This is a genomic window from Vibrio sp. JC009 (assembly GCF_029016485.1).
Classification (GTDB): Bacteria; Pseudomonadota; Gammaproteobacteria; order Enterobacterales; family Vibrionaceae; genus Vibrio.
In genome coordinates, this window is sequence record NZ_CP092106.1 from 1,940,770 (window position 1) to 1,959,397 (window position 18,628).

Consider the following 18,628-nt stretch of genomic DNA (forward strand, 5'->3'; position numbering starts at 1 on the left):
TTCTATTTGATAACCGGCCAGTTGATAGCCCATGGTTGCGCCCATTCCTGTAGCGCGGCGATAACCGCTTCAGTCTGCCACTTGGCTCCGGATGCTTTAGCATCTGCCGGATTGCAGACAAAGGTAAATTCTTCGCCCTGATAGCTGAATTTTAAAACGTAGGCGTGCAGGTAGCCCCGGTCGGACTTAACTGAAGCGTTGTAGATAGGGTCTCCCACTATGCCAGAGCCAACAGATTTAAGCGCAACCCGGATCTGATGGGTTTTACCTGTGTGAGGCTTACACAAAAACAGCCTTTCACCCGGCTCTCCGGCTAAAGAGAAAAACTGTGTAATAGCAGGATTATTGCGGGAGTTAACCAGCTTCCAGGCTGAACGGCGTGAACGCTCCATATCCCCGACAACCAGCCCCTGCTTCTTCTTGGGCTTCTTAGTGCCGATAGCAAGGTAGAACTTTTCCACATCCCGGCTGGCAAAAAGCTGAGAAAGCGTACTTGCAGCCATCTGGTTTCTGCCCAGCAGAAGAATACCTGAAGTCATTTTATCCAGACGGTGGATAAGGTAAAGCTGGCCGTCTCCTGAAACCTTTGCCACCTCTTCCAGCAGCATAGTGTCACCATCATCCTTATGCACACTCACATCATGATGCTTATTGATCACTAAAAAATCGGGGTGGGTATAAAGAATATCAAACATCAACTGGCTCCTTTGCAGGCGGCAAGTATAGCTTTATTGCAGCAAGAAGCCAGTACAAAAAAGGCTGCGTAAAACGCAGCCCTCTCAGATATATCGGTTGTTACGCTATTACGCAAAGAACACCAACAGCATAAGTACCGGACATACCACACGTACATACAGAGGCCAGATCTTCCAGAACAGACCTTGCTCAAGCTCTGGGTAACCCTGCTTAATTTCGCTAAGCAGTTTATCGCGGTTCCATACCCAGCCGACAATCAGAGCAAAACACAGGCCAAGCAGCGGCTGTGCATAAACGGTTGTAAGTTGAATAACGAATCCAAACAGAGCGCCAAAGTTGAATACGATGATTGCAGAGATAACCGTGATCAGGCCGCCAATCCAAAGTACAGCAGTGCTTCGCTTCTGGTTTAGCTCTTCAATTGCGCAGGCAACCGGAACTTCCAGCATAGAGATAGATGAAGTCAGTGCCGCAATAACCATCAGCAGGAAGAATACAAGGCTGATAAAGATGCCCACTGTGCCCATTGTATGGAACATGCTCGGCAGAACGGTAAATACCAGAGTATCAGAGCTAAGCAGCGCACCGGATTCAGAGAAAATTTCAACACCATTGTTCTTAGCAACAAACATAGCCGGAAGGATCAGAAGACCTGCACTCAGTGCAACCCCCGTATCAACCATAGCAACCTGTGCTGCGGTTTTTGGCAGGTTAACTTCTTTGCTCAGGTACGAACCATAAACCATGATGGTGCCCACACCCAGCGACAGCGAGAAGAACGCCTGCCCCATTGCACTTACAAGCATCTTAGGGCTGATCTGTGAGAAGTCAGGTACCAGGTACATGTTCAGACCTTCCATTGCACCATCCTGAGTAAAGATATAAACAATCAGTACAGCGAAAAGTACAAACAGAACCGGCATCAGACGTGTAGACCAGACTTCGATACCATCGTGTACACCGGCTTTAACCACGTACATGGTCATCGCCATAAAGATAACCATCAGCAGAAGGTTTCTGGATTCCCCAAAGCTGTTTACCCAGTTCGCTGCGCTATCAAGGCCAATCAGCTCGAAGCCGCTTCCGGCAAAAGCACCCACCAGCCAGCCAGCTACGATAGCGTAGAAGCTAAGGATAAGCGACGCCGCCAGCATGCCACAGGCACCGATAAGAGCCGCGCCAAGCTTACCTTTTGGCCACACTTTTTTTAGTGACTGAATCGGGTTTGACTGTCCGTAGCGACCAATTGTCAGTTCCGCAACCAACATCGGGTACGCAAGAATGCAAACCATTGCCAGATAAACAAACAGAAACGCAGCACCACCGTTACTTGCTGCCTGAGTAGGGAATCCCCAGATATTCCCAAGGCCGACAGCAGAACCTGCCGCCGCCATAATGAAACCGAATTTCGAGGAAAACTGTCCTCTAGAACTACTTGCCATTATATTTTTCCAATCTTTATGTTGTGTTTAAAGCAGGCATCTAAAAGTGTAAATTAATCTGTACAGACAGATAAAATCGAGGTGATACCTGAAAGGTGGCAAGTAAACCAGTTTGTGATTAAAATTGGAACCCCCGTTAGTGTATTTTTCCTCAAAATATACAAAATCCCGTCTTTTATTTTTCTTTTATGATCTCCATTACGTTTTACCTCCTCTGAATTGCATTCCTGAAATATTTTACTCTAATTGATAGATTGCAAACTATCCATCCACCTTATAAACCTGCATGGCAGCAGGAATATCTTTCTAATTTGCATCCCATTACTGCAAAAGAAACTACGGACAAAGCCCTTAAATCGTATTACTATCTGAATAATTAGTGGGTTACAGAACGAAAGGCAAAATGGAAAAGTTCTACCAGGTGCTAACGCTTGTCAGTTTAATTGGTTATTGGGTGCTGGTTGCCGGTGTTACCCTGCGGGTGGTATTGAAAAGACGGGCTGTCAGCATCTCCCTTGCCTGGTTGATGATCATCTATATCCTGCCTATCGTCGGTGTTTTCTGCTATTTCCTGTTTGGCGAACTGAACCTTGGTCGCAAAAGAGCGGAACGGGCACAGAAGATGTTTACTCCCTACCAGGAGTGGTTTAACCAACTGCAATACTGCCAGGCTCATAAACCTGAGCTAATGAGCCCGCAGATCACCAAAATTGACCTTCTTTGCAGCCACAGAATGGGTATTCCGGCACTTTGCGGAAACTCTCTTGCTTTGATGGACTCACCAGAGCAGATCCTGAGAAGCATGGTAAAAGATATTGAGAACGCTCAGTCTCATATCCGGGTTGTGTTCTATATATGGAATACCGGAGGTCTTGCTGATGCGGTGGGCTCTGCACTGGCAAGAGCGGCTAAGCGGGGCGTTCAGGTTCAGCTACTGCTTGATTCAGCAGGCAGTAATCGTTTCTTTAAAAGCCATTGGGTAGATCTTCTGAAAAATGCTGGTGTCGATGTTCAGCAGGCACTTGCAGTTAGCCCATGGCGGGTATTTCTTCGCCGGCTGGATTTACGTCAGCACAGAAAGATCGTGGTGATTGATGACACTGTTGCCTATACCGGCTCAATGAATCTGGTTGACCCTTCTTTCTTCAAACGAGAGGCTGGTGTTGGTCAGTGGATAGATGTGATGACCCGGATTACCGGCCCGACAGTGAATGTGCTATCGGCTATCCACGCCTGGGACTGGGAAGTGGAAACCGGTCACCGGATCCTGCCTCAACTGCCTGAGTGCCTGATCGATAAGTCTGCTCGTTCGCTGCCTATTCAGGTCGTCCCATCCGGTCCGGGTATGCCGACAAACCTTATCCAGCAAGTACTCACGCTGGCAATTAACCAGGCAACACGTTCCCTGCGTATTACCACCCCCTACTTCGTACCAAGCGACGAATTGCTTGAAGAGCTGAAAATGACCGCTCAGCGCGGCGTTCAGGTTGATATTATTATCCCAAAGAAAAATGACTCTCTTATGGTGCAGTGGGCATCCAGGGCTTACTACTCTGAGCTTTTAGAAGCAGGCGTTCGCATATTTGAATTTGACGGTGGTCTGCTGCATACCAAGTCGGTTGTGGTTGATGAGCAATACTGCCTTGTGGGTACAGTAAATCTGGATATGCGCAGCCTGTGGCTGAATTTTGAGCTGACACTGGCTGTCGATGATGTGGCATTCACTCAGAACCTGCACGATCTTCAGCTCTCCTATATCGAGTCTTCATCTCAGGTAACAGAAGAAAGCTGGAACAGCCGTCCCATGTACTACCACTTTCTGGAACGGGCCTTTTATCTGTTTAGTCCTTTATTATAACAAACACATATATAACTAACGCTTGCCTAACACTTCATATTCTGTTTTATTTTTACAAAATAAGTTGATAAGGAAGTGTAATGCCTGAGAAGAAACAGACTAAATTCGTAACATCAGGGCGTGCGAAAAAGTATACCAACGGAGTGGTGAACCCTCCTGTACAAAGAGCCTCGACCATTGTTTTTGACACAGTGGCAGACAAAAAGAAAGCGCAGGCAAATATTGCCAATAACGCGCTGGTTTACGGCCGACGCGGCACGACTACCCATTTTGCATTCCAGGATGCTATGACAGAAATTGAGGGTGGCGCGGGTTGCTATCTTTATCCTTGCGGCACCGCAGCTATCACTGCTGCTATCCTCGCTTTTGTTAAAACCGGCGACCATATCCTGATGGTAGACAACTGTTACGAGCCGACACGTAACATCTGTGAAAATATGCTGAAAAAAATGGGCATCGAGACAACTTACTTTGATCCCATGATCGGCGAAGAAATTCGTGACTTGATTCAGCCAAACACCGCATTGCTGTTTTTGGAGTCTCCGGGGTCAATTACCATGGAAGTGCAGGATGTGCCGACTCTGGCAAGCATCGCTCACGAATCTGACATCGTCGTTGTACTGGATAATACCTGGGGCGCTGGCGTTAACTTCTCTCCTTTTGACCACGGCGTGGATATCTCGCTTCAGGCAGCGACCAAATATATCGTTGGTCATTCTGACGTTATGCTGGGCACCGCAGTGGCAAATGAAAAATACTGGCCTCACCTGCGTGAACAGAGCTACCTGCTTGGTTACTGCGTATCGCCAGATGATGCTTATCTTGGTCTTCGCGGGATCAGAACTCTGGATATACGCCTACGTCAGCATGAAGAAAACAGTATTAGAGTTGCGAACTGGCTGGCACAGCGCCCTGAAGTGGATCATATCCGTCACCCGGCTTTTGAGTCCTGTCCGGGCCATGAGTTCTACAAAAGAGACTTTACCGGCGCTAACGGCCTTTTCTCCTTTGTATTAAAAACATCTGACGAAAAAGCAACAACCGCACTGCTGGATGAGATGGAACACTTTAGCATGGGTTACTCTTGGGGTGGGTTTGAAAGCCTTATTCTTGCTCATGAGCCTGAAGCAATTAAATCCATCAGAACGGTTTCTGATCCTGAATTCTCCGGAACTCTGATTCGTCTTCATATTGGTTTAGAGCATACGGACGATCTGATTGCTGATCTGGAAGCGGGTTTTGAGCGTTACAACGCAGCCTTAAATCGCTAACAATTCGTCATTCTCGTGAAGACGGGAATCTTCTTCAAGCGCGTTGTGGACTCGCAAATTATCTCTGGCTCTACAGCGCGTTGAAGATAGATTCCGGATAAAAGCTTCGCAATTTCCGGAATGACGAATGCTAAGTGTACACATATCATTACAGTCTAATTCACTATCATTTCATCCCCTCACCTAACTTTTATCCTGGCATTGCTTGCTCACATAGTTCATTTACATTACTGTACTAGCAAACTAGTTCGCAGTTATGGTTGTATAAATAAATGAGTCAGGTAGATGTTGTCTCTTTGGACCAGTCCGGTCCATCCCGTGAAAGTTTCGGTTCCCGTTTAGGTTTTATTCTTGCAGCAGCAGGGGCTGCGGTGGGGCTTGGTAATATCTGGGGATTTCCGACCCAGGCGGCCAGTAATGGCGGTGGTGCTTTTCTTCTGGTTTATCTGGTAATGATCCTGATCGTCGCCTTCCCTATGCTTGTGGTGGAGATGGCTATCGGTCGTTATGGACAGGCTAACCCGGTCGACAGTATGAAGTCGCTGACAGCCAACCCGTTGGGCAAGAAAATCGGCGGTCTTGTTGGCTGGATTGGCCTGAGTGTTCCGAGTGCGGTTCTGGCGTTTTACAGCATTGTTGGTGGCTGGCTTATCTGTTTCTTGCTGGGTGCGATTACCGATCTGATGGGGCTTGAAGCCGCGACCGCGTGGTTTAAAGGGTTCAGCGTAGAGCGTAACCTGTTTGGCACCATTGTCTTTTATGTGCTCACTATCCTGATCGTTCAGGGCGGTGTTAAACAAGGTATTGAGAAATGGTCTACACGCCTGATGCCGGCGCTGTTTGTTCTGTTTGGTTTGCTGTTTGTCTACATTATGATGCAGCAGGGTGCAATGGACGGGTTAAAACATTACCTTATCCCCGACTTTTCTAAAGTAATGGACAGAAAACTGATCCTTGCCGCCATGGGCCAGGGCTTCTTCTCGCTGACTATCGGCGGCTGCTCTATGCTGATTTACGGCTCCTACCTGAGTAAGAAAGAGAACCTGCCGAAAATGGCGATGAATGTCACTCTGGTAGATACCGCCGTTGCCTTTATCGCAGGTCTTGTAGTAATGCCGGCTATGTTCGTGGCAATGCAAAAAGGTGTTCAGATTTATGCCGAAGACGGCTCTTTGCTTAGCTCAGATACTTTGGTATTTACTGTGCTTCCGCTGATGTTCGACAGCCTTGGACTGTTTGGTCAGCTGTTTGCTGTGGTGTTTTTCCTTCTGCTGACAATTGCTGCCCTGACCTCATCAATCTCAATGCTGGAATGTCCGGTTGCTCTGGTGAGCGAGCGTATGAATACAAAGCGAACTCCAACCTCATGGGTACTGGGCGGACTGATTGCCGCCTTCAGCGTGGTGATTGTCTACAACTTTGGCGCTCTGTTTGGTCTGGTAGCGACGGTGGCGACACAATACCTGCAACCAACCGCTGCACTGATGTTCTGTCTGTTCGGCGGCTGGGTCTGGAACCGTCACTCCAAAATTAAAGAGCTGGAGCAGGGCTACCCTGAGTTTCAGCAAGGCTGGTTTGGTAAGCTATGGCCGATATACGTTAAGTTTGTCTGTCCGGTTCTGGTTGCTACGGTCATCTGGGCTTCATTCGGGTAAGAGCTAAGAAGGGCGCATATTCGCGCCCTTCTTATTGACTACTTTTCATTGTGAGCCGAAAAATCCGGAAGCGGTATTTTCATCACCTCTTCCCTTCGCGAACACCCTTTTACATGGTCATTGACCAGCCCGGTCGCCTGCATATGCGCGTACATAATGGTTGAGCCAACAAACTTAAAGCCACGCTTTTTCATATCCTTAGCCAGTGCATCCGATTCTGGTGTCATTGCCGGATAATCTTCCAGATTGTCAAAGTGACTGACTTTCACCTTGTAACCCACAAACGACCAGATATAGCGACAGAAGCTACCAAACTCCTTCTGGATTTCGATAAAGCGCTTGGCGTTATTTATGGTTGCGGAGATCTTCGCTCGGTTTCGGATTATGGAGGCATCCTGCATCAGACGTTCCACATCGTCATCGGTAAACTCAGAAACTTTCACAACATCATAATCTGCAAATGCCTTCTGATATCCGCCTCTGCGCTTAAGGATGGTATACCAGCTCAGTCCGGCCTGAGCGGATTCAAGCACTAAAAACTCAAACATGGTTTTATCATCCGTGACCGGTACACCCCACTCTTCATCATGGTATTTCACATAGTCCGGTTTGCTTAAATCCACCCAGGGGCATCTTTGACACATAGCTTTTTCTCCGAATAGTCTTGGTTGCCCCTCATTAAACACTAATATCAAAATGACCGCAGTACGGTTCTCCCCCTTGAGCGATAGAGCTGAGTATTTTCATGACAGCCGAGAAAAGGGGGAGTTAGAGGGGGTTGGTGATATATTAGCTTAATCAATAAGTTAATCCTAGACGCAACAACCCCTCCCAGCCTCCCCTTCGATGGAACTTCTTCGCAAATCCTACCTTTCAGGGTTAAGGGGAGGAGCAGTTCTTTGCCCCTTAAACTTAAATAAAAGCCTCTCACTATAAGTTCTTAAACTCGCGATTCACTTTAAAAGCCTCTGAAGTGACATAGGCTTCCATATCCTTCACTCTGCTCTCAACATCACCGAGCTCAAAATCCAGCTTATCCAGCAAGCCCGACGGCGACTGTCCGGCCTGCCATGCTTTACTTTTCAGCTTGTAATCTCTTGGCGACTGAAAATCGCGCTGATCGTAGGGTTGCTTCTCCAGCATCAGTGTTAATGCCACATAGGCAAGAATAACCAGGAAACTCCCGCCGAGCAGCGCGGCCGATACAACCAGTATCCGCACCAGCCAGATCTCTAAGCCGAAGAATCCGGCGATACCCGCGCACACTCCGGTCAGCTTGCCGTTTACCGTATCGCGGAATAACTGTCTATCGCTCATAGTCACGCCTCCAGTTAGGCGACTCTGAATCCAGAATCTTTTCCAGAGTACGAACTCTCATCTGCAGAGACTCTGCCTTAGCAGACAAAGTCTCCAGCTTTTCATACTCCTCTGAAGATAGCCCGGTATCCGACGTCTTCTTGCTCCGGTAGTGAAGAAACAACCACAGAGGTGCCACGAAGATCAGAAATACAACCAATGGACCTGTAATAATGGCTGCTGTCATAATTCACTCCTGTTATTTATCTTTATTCATCTGCTCTTTCATTTTAGCCAGTTCCTGCTCAATCTCATCCTGAGCCTGCAATTCTGCAAATTCCTGGTCTAAAGACTTACCCTGTCCTGAAAGCGCATAGCTGTCTGCTTCGGCTTCAAGTTCATCGATTCTTCTTTCATACTGATCAAACTTGGACATTGCCTCGTCAGTACGGCTGGTATGAAGTGATCTCTGAACATCACGACGGCTGCCGGCCGCTTCTCTGCGAATCACCAGCGCTTGTTGTTTCGCGCGGGTCTCATTGATTTTCGCTTCCAGTTTACCAATTTCACCGGTCAGTTTATCAATGGTTTCTTCAACCAGAGTCTGCTCGGTATGAAGCCCTTTAACAATATCCTGAAGCTTCTGCCTTTCGATTAATGCGGCACGGGCCAGATCTTCACGCTCTTTAGCCAGAGCCAGAGACGCCTTCTGCTGCCATTCCAGAATCTGAACTTCAACAGCATCCACTCTGCGGGCAAGCTCTTTCTTATCCGCAATAGCCTTAGCTGAATTGGTTCTTACTTCCACCAGTGTGTCTTCCATCTCCTGAATAATCAGACGAATCATTTTTTCAGGATCTTCTGCTTTATCTAACAGTGAACTGATATTTGAGTTCACGATATCAGCGAAACGAGAGAAAATACCCATAATTTACTCCTTTGCGTACCTATCTGTAGTCTGTGACTGTCTGCCAGTCTGTTACCAATAGATAACCAAGATACGTGCCAACCTTTCACTCTTTAATTTTCAACAGGTTACAGAAAGAGGACGTTTTTCACAAAGGGTGCTATGATAAAAAATACCACCAGGTGGTAAATTTTACCTATATGGAATCACAAAACATGAAACAGCAGACACTGATTGGTGAATCCCCTCAATTTCTCGCCGTATTGGATAAGGTTTCCAGACTGGCACCCATTGAAAGACCTGTGCTCATTCTGGGTGAACGGGGGACAGGTAAAGAGCTGATAGCGCAGCGCCTTCATTACCTGTCAAAGCGGTGGGATCAGCCACTTATCTCCCTTAACTGCTCCACCTTAAGTGAAGGGTTAATCGATTCAGAGCTCTTCGGCCATGAATCCGGCTCCTTTACCGGCTCAAAGGGTAAGCATCAGGGGCGTTTTGAACGGGCAGAAAACGGTACGCTGTTTCTGGATGAACTTGCCACCGCGCCGCTATCTGTTCAGGAAAAGCTTCTGCGCGTCATCGAATATGGTGAATACGAACGTGTGGGCGGTAACCGCACGCTAAATGCCAATGTACGCCTGATTTGTGCCACCAACGCTGATATTCAGGATCTGGCAACACAGGATAAGTTCCGCCCCGACCTGCTTGACCGGCTGGCTTTCGATGTCATTCACCTCCCCCCTCTGAGACAAAGACAGGAAGATATTCCGCTTCTTGCGGAAAACTTTGCCATAAAAATGTGCCGGGAACTTTCCATTCCGTTTTTCAGCGGATTTGGTGAGAAGGCCAGACAACAGATGAACGACTACCAGTGGCCAGGCAATGTGCGGGAGTTAAAAAACGTGATTGAGCGGGCGGTTTATCAAAGCGGTAATTCAGAGTTACCGATACAGGAGCTGACCCTGAACCCGTTTGTTGCAGACTGGCAGGAAAAAGAGCAAGAAAAAGAAACCATTACCAAGAGAAGTTTCTCCTTTCCGCTAGACTATAAAGAGTGGCAGGAAACACTGGATATTGAGCTTCTTAATTCCGTATTAACCGAAGCCAGACATAATCAGAAAGCAGCTGCAAAAATGCTTGGCCTGAGTTACCACCAGATGCGGGGAATGCTCAGGAAATACAATTTGGTCGGACAACAGACAGAAAAATAAAAAACTCAGCCAATGTAGGGCTATATGTTTGGTCTCAAAAGGCAAAAGTGTTAAATTAACCGGATCATGAGGTTATTGGACGATGTGCTTAGCCTCTTTTTATTAAGATAAATCTTTCTATGAAAGCAATAGCAAAAGCAATTTTTTCAATAAGCATGATTAGCCTGCTTGCCGGATGCGGAAAAAAATTCGACGATTCGCAGGTCAGAGAGCGCGGTTTCGTATTTTGTGGTCAGACTGCCCCCTCATCATTTAATCCCCAGTTGGTTGATAGCGGAATTACCTCAGAAGTACTGAGTCAGCAGTTATTCGACTCCTTGCTAAAACTCGATCCAGTTACCCATGAGCCGGTGGCTAACCTTGCACATAGCTGGTCTGCCAATGAAGATGGCACTGAATACACATTTTACCTTCGTGAAAACGTACAGTTTCAGAAAACCGACTGGTTCACGCCAACCAGGGCACTGGACGCATCCGATGTTGTTTTCAGCTTTAAGCGTATCATTGACAACTCCAACCCCTTCCATCAGGTTGGCAACTCAACCTATCCCTGGTTTAGCGGGATCGGTTTTTCCGATCTGATACAAGAAGTTGAAGCGATAAACCCGCACACAGTTAAGTTTGTTCTGGCACAGGCTGACAATACCTTTTTATCAAATATCGCCACCTCCTATGCGGTAATCCTCTCAAAAGAGTACGCCACAAGGCTGCAAATAAGCGGTGAAGAACAAAATATTGATATGTTCCCGATTGGAACCGGGCCTTTTTATCTTGGCGAATATCAGGTCGGCGATCTGGTCAGATTAAAACGGCATAACCAATACTGGCGCGGCACGCCTGAAATGGAGCAGATCGTGTTTGATATCTCTGCCCGGGGAACAGGCCCGCTGGCAAAACTGCTGCGAAAGGAGTGCGATGTACTGACCTCGCCACTTTCAAGTCAGATCCCGATTATCAAGCAGCACGACGAACTGGTTCTGGAAGCGAATGATGCCATGAACGTGGCCTTTGTCGCCATCAATACTGAGCACCCGGCTCTGAATGACCACAGAGTCCGTAAAGCGCTGAGCCTTGCCATAAACCGGAGAAATATCCTCGATTCAGTTTATTACGGCACCGGTTATCAGGCCTATTCTCTGCTTCCGCCGTCATCCTGGGCTTATGAGAAAGACACAGTCCGTTTAAGATACGACAGAAACTATGCCGTTGCCCTGCTAAGGGAGTCCGGCTTTGCTTCCGGTCTGGAGTTATCCATGTGGGTTCCGCTGGAACCTCAGCCGTATAACCCGAGTCCAAGAAAAACCGCAGAACTGATTCAGGCAAGCTTTGCCGATATCGGCGTAAAGCTTGAGCTGCTGACAAGCGACCGCTTTAACCGCAGCGAACTAAGCAAAGTAGCTAATATCGATTTGATTCTCACCGGCTGGATTGCCAGCACCGGCGATCCGGATAACTTCCTGCGGCCTCTGCTTTCCTGCGACGCAGAGCAGGTCGGCCTGAACGTTTCCATGTGGTGTAACCCTGATTTTGATTTCCTTCTCGATCTGGCGAAAGAGACCAATCAGATGCGTCACAGAATCAACTTATACAAAGAGGCGCAAAACATAATGAACGAAGAGGTTCCGGTTATTCCTCTTGCGCACGGTGTGCAGTTTCAGGCCCACCACCGCTCATTAACCGGATTTGATATCACTCCGTTTAGTTCGCAATCCTTCTATCAGGTAGAGAGGCGCCAATAATGTTACGTTACACCATAAGACGCCTGTACCTGTTTGTTATTACGCTCACCATATTAACCATGGTGGGCTACAGCATATTAAGACTGAACCTGAATCTTCCTGAAATTGGCTTTATGGCTGGCTGGGCTGCTTATATTGAGCAGATTCTCCAACTGGACTTTGGCATCAATAACAACGGGATTCCTGTCATCGAAGAGCTGGTTGTCGTATTCCCGGCCACACTGGAGCTCTGCATTATCGCCTTCACCTTCTCCCTGCTGATTGGTATCCCGCTGGGGACTATCGCCGGTATGCGGCAGGGCAAGCTGGCCGATAATATCATTTCATTTATTTCCATGGCGGGTTATTCAGCGCCTCTGTTCTGGATGGCACTGCTGATGATCATGTTCTTCTCGCTGCACCTTGAACTGCTGCCGGTTTCCGGACGCTACAATCTGCTGTATGAAATTGACCATGTCACCGGCTTTGCCATTATCGATGCCATGCTGTCGGATAAGCCTCATAAAGCCGAAGCGCTGGAAAGCGTGCTGGAGCATATTATCCTGCCTTGCCTTGTGCTGGCGCTTGGGCCGACAACACAGATCACCCGCCTGATGAGAGCCTCCGTATCTGACATTATGGGCCAGAACTATATCCGGATTGCGCGAATCAAGGGCTTGTCCAAGTACGAAATCGTTCTGGAGCATGTTCTGAGAAACGCCCTGCCGCCAATTATTCCAAAGTTTGGCGTGCAGTTATCCAGCATGTTTACCTTTGCCATTATCACAGAATCCATATTTAACTGGCCGGGCATTGGTCGCTGGCTGCTGGATGCCCTGTCCAATCAAGACTACACCTCGATTCAGGCCGGCGTGATGGTTGTTGCCACTTTTGTCCTGACAGCCAATATTCTGTCAGATCTGATCGGAACCATGGCGAATCCACTGGTAAGGAAGGAATGGTATGCTAAGCAATAGTGTTTATCAGGAAGAGCATATTCCTACCCAGTTTGAACGTTTCTGGCGCAGTTACAGAAACAACAGCCTGGCGATGTTTGGCCTCTGGTGTCTGCTGGGTATTATTCTTATCACTCTTGTTTCACCATGGGTAGCACCTCACGACCCTCAGTTGCAGACAGGTCATCTTCTGATCCCGCCATCCTGGAATCCGGAAGGCAGCGTAGAGTATTTCCTCGGAACCGACGACCTTGGCCGGGATATTCTGTCACGACTGATTGTCGGTTCGCAGCTGACCTTTGGTGCAAGTATCGCAATCACAATCGTTGCGGCTCTCATGGGTTGCCTGATAGGTATTCTGGCGGGGATGACAAAGGGCGTACTTTCAAGCACCCTGAATCACCTGTTTGATACCGTAATGTCCATCCCTTCCCTGCTGCTGGCGATTATTTTTGTCGCCTTTCTCGGCTTTGGTGAATTTAATATCCTGCTGGCAATCTGTCTGTCTCTGGTGCCACGCTTTATCCGCTCGCTTTACACAGCGGTTCATGAGCAGGTTGAAAAGGACTATATCATGGCCGCCCGCCTTGATGGTGCCAACGATTTCTACCTGCTGTGGAACTCCATCTTCCCGAACATTCTTCCTGTGATTGCCGCCGAAGTCACCATGGCTCTGACGGTTGCCATTTTAGATATTACGGCACTTGGCTTCCTTGGCCTTGGCGCTCAGGCACCAAGTACTGAGTGGGGAGCGGTACTGGGCGATTCAGTGGAACTGATTTATCTGGCGCCATGGACTGTTACCCTGCCGGGTCTGGTCATTATGTTTACCATCATAGTGGTTAACCTTGTTGGTGACGGTGTAAGACAAGCGTTAAATGCGGGGGTGGAATAATGCCATTACTTGATATCAGGCATCTGACCATCGAAATCGAAACGCCACACGGCCTGGTAAAAGCGGTGGACCGAATGAGCCTGACTATTTCTGAAGGCGATATCCGCGGGCTGGTAGGCGAATCGGGCTCAGGAAAAAGCCTTGTGGCAAAAGCGATTGTCGGCATCTGCAAAGACAACTGGAAAATCACCGCGGACAGAATGCGCCTTGGTGATGTGGACCTGCTGCAACTGTCGCCAAAAGAGAGGCGAAAAGTGATTGCCAGGGATATCGCTATGATATTCCAGGAGCCGCAAACCTGTCTTGACCCCTCAGAATTAGTAGGCCGTCAGTTAGCCGAGTCTATCCCGTCGGGCTCATTTGAAGGCAGATGGTGGGAGCGCATTAAGTGGCGTAAAAAGCAGGCTATTGCCTTGCTGCACAAAGTGGGGATTAAAGACCATAAGCGGATAATGGGAAGTTATCCCTACGAGCTTACTGAAGGTGAATGCCAGAAGGTGATGATCGCCATGGCGATTGCCGCCAAACCGCGTATTCTGATCGCAGATGAGCCAACCAATGACCTGGACCCGATTACCCAGTCCCAGATTCTCCGTCTGCTAAGCCGGATGAATCAGGTTAACAACACCACAATTTTGCTGATCGGACACGACCTGACCACCATTACTCAGTGGGCAAAACGCATTACCGTTATGTACTGCGGCCAGTCGGTTGAGTCTGCTTCAACCGAGCAGATCCTTAACAGCCCCAAGCATCCTTATACGCTGGCGCTGATAAAGGCCATGCCAAACTTTGCTGACTGGATCCCGCACAAGCAGAAACTGCAGTCTCTTCCTGGCGCTATCCCGCCGCTTCAGCACCTGCCAATCGGCTGCCGGTTAGGACCTCGCTGTCCTTATGCACAGAGGCAGTGCGTGGAGTATCCGTACAGCCAGAAAATCAAAGGCCATAAGTTTGCCTGTCACTTCCCTCTTAACACGGAGAAACGTTCATGAGTGCGCTGTTAGAAGTTGAAGATCTGTCTAAAAGCTTCATCACTCGTTCAGGCTTTTTCGGCAAAAAAGTTCAGCAGGCAGTGAAGCCAGTAAGTTTTTCTCTGGATGCAGGACAGACCATTGGGCTTATCGGACAGAATGGTTCCGGAAAATCGACCATAGCGAAAATGCTTGCCGGCGTTGTTGAGCCAAGCAGCGGTGAGATCCGCGTAAACGGTGAGAAGCTTGAACACAAAGATTACTCGACACGCTGTAAGCTTATCCGGATGATTTTCCGCGACCCGAATACCTCTCTGAACCCGCGTATTCAGATTGGCAGAATTCTGGAAGGTCCGCTAAAGCGAAATACCAATATGCCACCTGAAGCCAGAATGGCGCGTGTGAAGGAGACTTTGTCCAGAGTTGGCCTGTTACCTGAACACGCCTATTTCTATCCACAGATGCTGGCAGCAGGCCAGAAACAGCGTGTATGCCTGGCCAGGGCCTTGGTCCTTCAGCCATCGATTATTGTGGCAGATGAAGCGTTAAACGGGCTGGATATGGCGATGCGCTCTCAGGTCATCAACCTGTTTCTTGAACTGCAGGAAGAGATGGGGGTTTCCTTTGTCTACGTTTCCCAGCATATCGGGCTGATAAAACATATCACCGACAAGGTGATGGTGATGCATGAAGGTGAAGTGGTTGAGTACGGCGATACAGATAAAGTTCTTAACTGCCCTAAACACAACATTACCCAGCGTCTGGTAGAGAGCCATTTCTATACCGCTCCGAACCATAAAAAGTGTTAACAGGCACAGCCTGAATCACAAAGACAGATACATATCTGAAATGTACCCGCTTTCATTTAACCACTGATCGGGTACTTTCCACTCTTTATGCCATTTTGGCAGTTCACCGGCAGGCATTGGTTTAGCAACCCCGTAGCCCTGCACATACCGGTAACCCATTTTCTTCAGTTGCACGCCCTGCTCTATGGTTTCCATCCCTTCTGCAATCGCCATAATATTGAAGGCATTACAAAGCGCCAGAATACCTTCAAGTATGGTGCGATCCTCTTCATCCTCGAGCATGTCAATCACAAAGCTTTTATCGACCTTTAGCACGTCGATAGGCAACTGTTTCAGGTAAGTCAGGGAGGAATACCCTGTCCCGAAATCATCCAGCGCAAAATGCACCGGCAGACGCTGGCAGTTGCGCATAATGGACGCCACCTCTTTAAGGTTGTCCAGAGCCTGGGTTTCTACGATTTCAATCTCAAGCAGTGACGAACAGACATCCGGGTAGTTTTTCAGGATTTCCCTTAGCACCTGCGCCGGATTATCCTGCTTGAAGAAAAGATGGCTGACATTGACACTCACAGGTATTTCAAAGCCAGACTCCTGCCACTTCTGCAACTGATTCAGCGCTTCGCTTATTACCCACTCATCAAGCTGATACATCACCTTATGATGCTCGATATCCGGAAGGAAGGCACCGGGCGCAAGCAAGCCCTTTTCCGGGTGCTGCCACCTTATCAGGGCTTCCGCTCCTATTAATTCACCATTTGTCAGGTCAACCTTAGGCTGGAAGAAAAGAACAAACTCCTCTTTACCTAACCCGTCTGATACTTCATTTATCAGCTCTTGTTTGCGCTCAGCTTTATCTTCCAGATCCGCACTGTAAAAGTGATAACGGTTCCGGCCATCATTCTTGGCGATATACATTGCCTGGTCAGCCTGCCTCAGCAGATGGTCAGCCTCAAGCTGTATCTCCTGAGGATAACGGGTGATACCTATACTTGCGGTCACCGAAACAACGGTTCCTTCGAATTCAACGGGCTCAGAAATCCGCTGCAGGATCCGCTGTGAAATCTCAACATCATTAAGAGGGGAGCTGGACTCTACCAATAACACAATAAACTCATCGCCACCAAGACGGGCGACAGTATCACTTTCTCTGATGACATGCTGAGTTCGCTCAGTAATGACTTTTAACAGCTCATCCCCAAAGGCGTGGCTGTAGTTATCGTTTACCTCTTTAAATCCATCCAGATCGAAATAGAGCACGGAAAGCTGAGTTCCCTTTCTGACACAACTTCTCATCGCCTGTTGCAGACGATCATAGAAAAGCACCCGGTTTGGCAACCCGGTAAGCTGATCGTAGTGCGCTATGTTCTCAAGTTTTAATTCATAAGCTTTCTGCTCCGAGATATCCAGAGAGATACCACAGATAGCATAAATATCACCATGCTCATCAATCAAAGGAATTTTCGTGGTAAGAATATCCTGATCCATTCCCGTTTCAGCCAGATGAAAATTCTCTTCCTGCCGGTACAGCTCACCACTGGAGAGCACTTTCCGATCCGCATGAATGATTTTTCCTGCTGTATCCGGGTCGAACAGCTCATTATCATTTTTTGAAATGATCTCCTTTAAAGAAAGACCAAGAAATGCCCGAAGCCTCTGATTAGCAAACAGGTACTGCCCTTTGGCATCTTTCATATAGATATAAGCATCCACATTGTCCAGTATGGTCCTTAGCTTAAACTCACTTTCCCTCAAAGAATAAGTCAGAGCCTTACGCAGCCGGTTCTGATTCGCCAGAATGGCAATAATAGAGAGCAAGAGACCAATAATGGCCACCACAACTAAGGTTTCCACCCAGTAAATTTCAAAGAGCGTAGGTTGGTTGTACCTAATCTGAGATTTACGCGGTAGCCGGTCCAGCGGAATATCAAATTTATCCAGAAGCCTTTTATCAAAAATAGGAAGGTTCGGGCTTTTATCCAGAACAGGAATATCTTTAACCTCAGTACCAGTAAGAATCTGAGTAGCCATCAGCGCCGCCTGACGGGCCTGCTCATAATGACTGATAACAATGCCACCCAGTGCCCCATCGCCCAGGCCATGTTCAAAGGGGTGATAAACCGGTGCCTGAGCAGACATACTAATAAGCTCAAGCGAGTCTTCAAAAGAGAGGCTTTCCTCAAGCAGGTCACGAAAAGCAGAAAGCAGTAAGATCGCATCTTTGGAAGGAATAGCCTGAATGTGCTCGGTAAATACAGCCCAACTTAAGCCAGCAAGGTCGATAACTTTAAACTGAAGCTCAGGAAACTTTCTCTTTAATGCGAGTGCAGAGCGCAGATCTGAACGCCCGGAGATGGTTCCGTCGACAATAATATGTAGCGTATCGGTTCCAGGCCTGAATGATCTTACCAGTGCAATGGTTTCCTCTATGGAAACCGCTTCAACCACCCCGGTCACATCAGGATTTGAGTCCATCTGCATGGCCAGTTCTTTATTATTAACTCCGAGAAAAACAACCGGCGTTTGAGGAAATAACGCCTCGCCATGCTTAAGCATAAAATTCAGTGCATTGTCATCTGCCGTCACTACCAAATCTATCGGGTCACGGTGCTGCAATTTATAACGCAGAGAACGGTGGAAAAGATCCAAATAGGCATCATCGTAGTGCCTTTTGGTGTCCATATACTCAACTTCGATAATTACCTGAAGATCACCCAGCCCTTGCCTGAACCCCTCGATAATTTTTCCGGAAGTAGGGAAAGTAGGATGGTAGGAGTAAAGCAGCAATATCCGGGGCTCGCTGTTTCCTTTCCCGGTAGCAGCATAGGCAGGAGCTATCAGCCACAGCGTCATGACTAACACGGCTATCAGACACTGTTGCTTCTGCTTCATAATATCCTACACCTAAATGCGATAGATCATTAATAAGATAAGTGCTTATTA

At 47.9% G+C, this 18,628-nt stretch carries 16 protein-coding genes; 9 read left to right on the forward strand and 7 right to left on the reverse strand.

Annotated features, from left to right (window positions below; genetic code table 11):
- Window positions 1-2 precede the first annotated feature (2 nt).
- Together L3Q72_RS08670 and L3Q72_RS08675 are read right to left on the reverse strand one after the other, a co-directional pair.
- Window positions 3-695, reverse strand: coding sequence for a TIGR01621 family pseudouridine synthase (locus L3Q72_RS08670; RefSeq protein WP_275129549.1), 693 nt, complete (start codon window positions 693-695; stop codon window positions 3-5).
- Between the two features lie 108 nt (window positions 696-803).
- Window positions 804-2,138 (reverse strand): sodium-dependent transporter, encoded by a 1,335-nt coding sequence (locus tag L3Q72_RS08675; RefSeq protein WP_275129550.1) that lies wholly within the window; start codon window positions 2,136-2,138, stop codon window positions 804-806.
- A gap of 403 nt (window positions 2,139-2,541) precedes the next feature.
- Between L3Q72_RS08675 and cls the strand changes: the two genes are divergently transcribed.
- The 3 genes from cls to L3Q72_RS08690 all read left to right on the forward strand — a co-directional run bounded on the left by cls (window position 2,542) and on the right by L3Q72_RS08690 (window position 6,922).
- On the forward strand, window positions 2,542-3,996 hold the full coding sequence (gene cls / locus L3Q72_RS08680; protein ID WP_275129551.1) for a cardiolipin synthase: 1,455 nt from the start codon (window positions 2,542-2,544) through the stop codon (window positions 3,994-3,996).
- A gap of 80 nt (window positions 3,997-4,076) precedes the next feature.
- Window positions 4,077-5,267, forward strand: coding sequence for a cystathionine beta-lyase (locus L3Q72_RS08685; protein ID WP_275129552.1), 1,191 nt, complete (start codon window positions 4,077-4,079; stop codon window positions 5,265-5,267).
- Between the two features lie 272 nt (window positions 5,268-5,539).
- Window positions 5,540-6,922, forward strand: a complete 1,383-nt coding sequence (locus L3Q72_RS08690) for a sodium-dependent transporter (RefSeq protein WP_275129553.1) — start codon at window positions 5,540-5,542, stop codon at window positions 6,920-6,922.
- A gap of 38 nt (window positions 6,923-6,960) precedes the next feature.
- On the opposite strand, the gene L3Q72_RS08695 is transcribed toward L3Q72_RS08690, so the two are convergent.
- From L3Q72_RS08695 to pspA, 4 genes are all read right to left on the reverse strand, one after another.
- On the reverse strand, window positions 6,961-7,566 hold the full coding sequence (locus tag L3Q72_RS08695) for a DNA-3-methyladenine glycosylase I (protein WP_275129554.1): 606 nt from the start codon (window positions 7,564-7,566) through the stop codon (window positions 6,961-6,963).
- A 286-nt stretch (window positions 7,567-7,852) separates the two neighbouring features.
- The gene (gene pspC, locus L3Q72_RS08700) at window positions 7,853-8,239 is read right to left on the reverse strand and encodes an envelope stress response membrane protein PspC (RefSeq protein WP_275129555.1); all 387 of its coding nucleotides are present in this window, start codon (window positions 8,237-8,239) and stop codon (window positions 7,853-7,855) included.
- Window positions 8,229-8,465: an envelope stress response membrane protein PspB gene (gene pspB / locus L3Q72_RS08705; protein ID WP_275129556.1), complete on the reverse strand. Its 237-nt coding sequence runs from the start codon at window positions 8,463-8,465 to the stop codon at window positions 8,229-8,231. The genes pspC and pspB overlap by 11 nt, the downstream gene beginning before the upstream one ends.
- 12 nt (window positions 8,466-8,477) lie before the next feature.
- Window positions 8,478-9,146, reverse strand: coding sequence for a phage shock protein PspA (gene pspA / locus L3Q72_RS08710; protein WP_275129557.1), 669 nt, complete (start codon window positions 9,144-9,146; stop codon window positions 8,478-8,480).
- A gap of 194 nt (window positions 9,147-9,340) precedes the next feature.
- Between pspA and pspF the strand changes: the two genes are divergently transcribed.
- The 6 genes from pspF (at window position 9,341) to L3Q72_RS08740 (ending at window position 15,688) form a co-directional block, all read left to right on the forward strand.
- Complete coding sequence (gene pspF / locus L3Q72_RS08715) at window positions 9,341-10,336, forward strand: phage shock protein operon transcriptional activator (protein ID WP_275129558.1); 996 nt, start codon at window positions 9,341-9,343, stop codon at window positions 10,334-10,336.
- Window positions 10,337-10,455: 119 nt separating this feature from the next.
- Window positions 10,456-12,075, forward strand: coding sequence for an ABC transporter substrate-binding protein SapA (sapA, locus tag L3Q72_RS08720; RefSeq protein WP_275129559.1), 1,620 nt, complete (start codon window positions 10,456-10,458; stop codon window positions 12,073-12,075).
- Window positions 12,075-13,031: an ABC transporter permease subunit gene (locus tag L3Q72_RS08725; RefSeq protein ID WP_275129560.1), complete on the forward strand. Its 957-nt coding sequence runs from the start codon at window positions 12,075-12,077 to the stop codon at window positions 13,029-13,031. Before sapA ends, L3Q72_RS08725 begins: the two co-directional genes overlap by 1 nt.
- Window positions 13,018-13,905 carry an ABC transporter permease subunit gene (locus L3Q72_RS08730; protein ID WP_275129561.1) on the forward strand — a complete coding sequence of 296 codons (888 nt, stop codon included), beginning with the start codon at window positions 13,018-13,020 and terminating at the stop codon, window positions 13,903-13,905. Before L3Q72_RS08725 ends, L3Q72_RS08730 begins: the two co-directional genes overlap by 14 nt.
- Window positions 13,905-14,900 (forward strand): oligopeptide/dipeptide ABC transporter ATP-binding protein, encoded by a 996-nt coding sequence (locus L3Q72_RS08735; protein WP_275129562.1) that lies wholly within the window; start codon window positions 13,905-13,907, stop codon window positions 14,898-14,900. Before L3Q72_RS08730 ends, L3Q72_RS08735 begins: the two co-directional genes overlap by 1 nt.
- Window positions 14,897-15,688: an ATP-binding cassette domain-containing protein gene (locus tag L3Q72_RS08740; RefSeq protein WP_275129563.1), complete on the forward strand. Its 792-nt coding sequence runs from the start codon at window positions 14,897-14,899 to the stop codon at window positions 15,686-15,688. The genes L3Q72_RS08735 and L3Q72_RS08740 overlap by 4 nt, the downstream gene beginning before the upstream one ends.
- Window positions 15,689-15,703: 15 nt before the next feature.
- Here L3Q72_RS08740 and L3Q72_RS08745 read toward each other — a convergent pair whose 3' ends face one another.
- On the reverse strand, window positions 15,704-18,577 hold the full coding sequence (locus L3Q72_RS08745) for an ABC transporter substrate binding protein (RefSeq protein ID WP_275129564.1): 2,874 nt from the start codon (window positions 18,575-18,577) through the stop codon (window positions 15,704-15,706).
- Window positions 18,578-18,628: the final 51 nt, after the last annotated feature.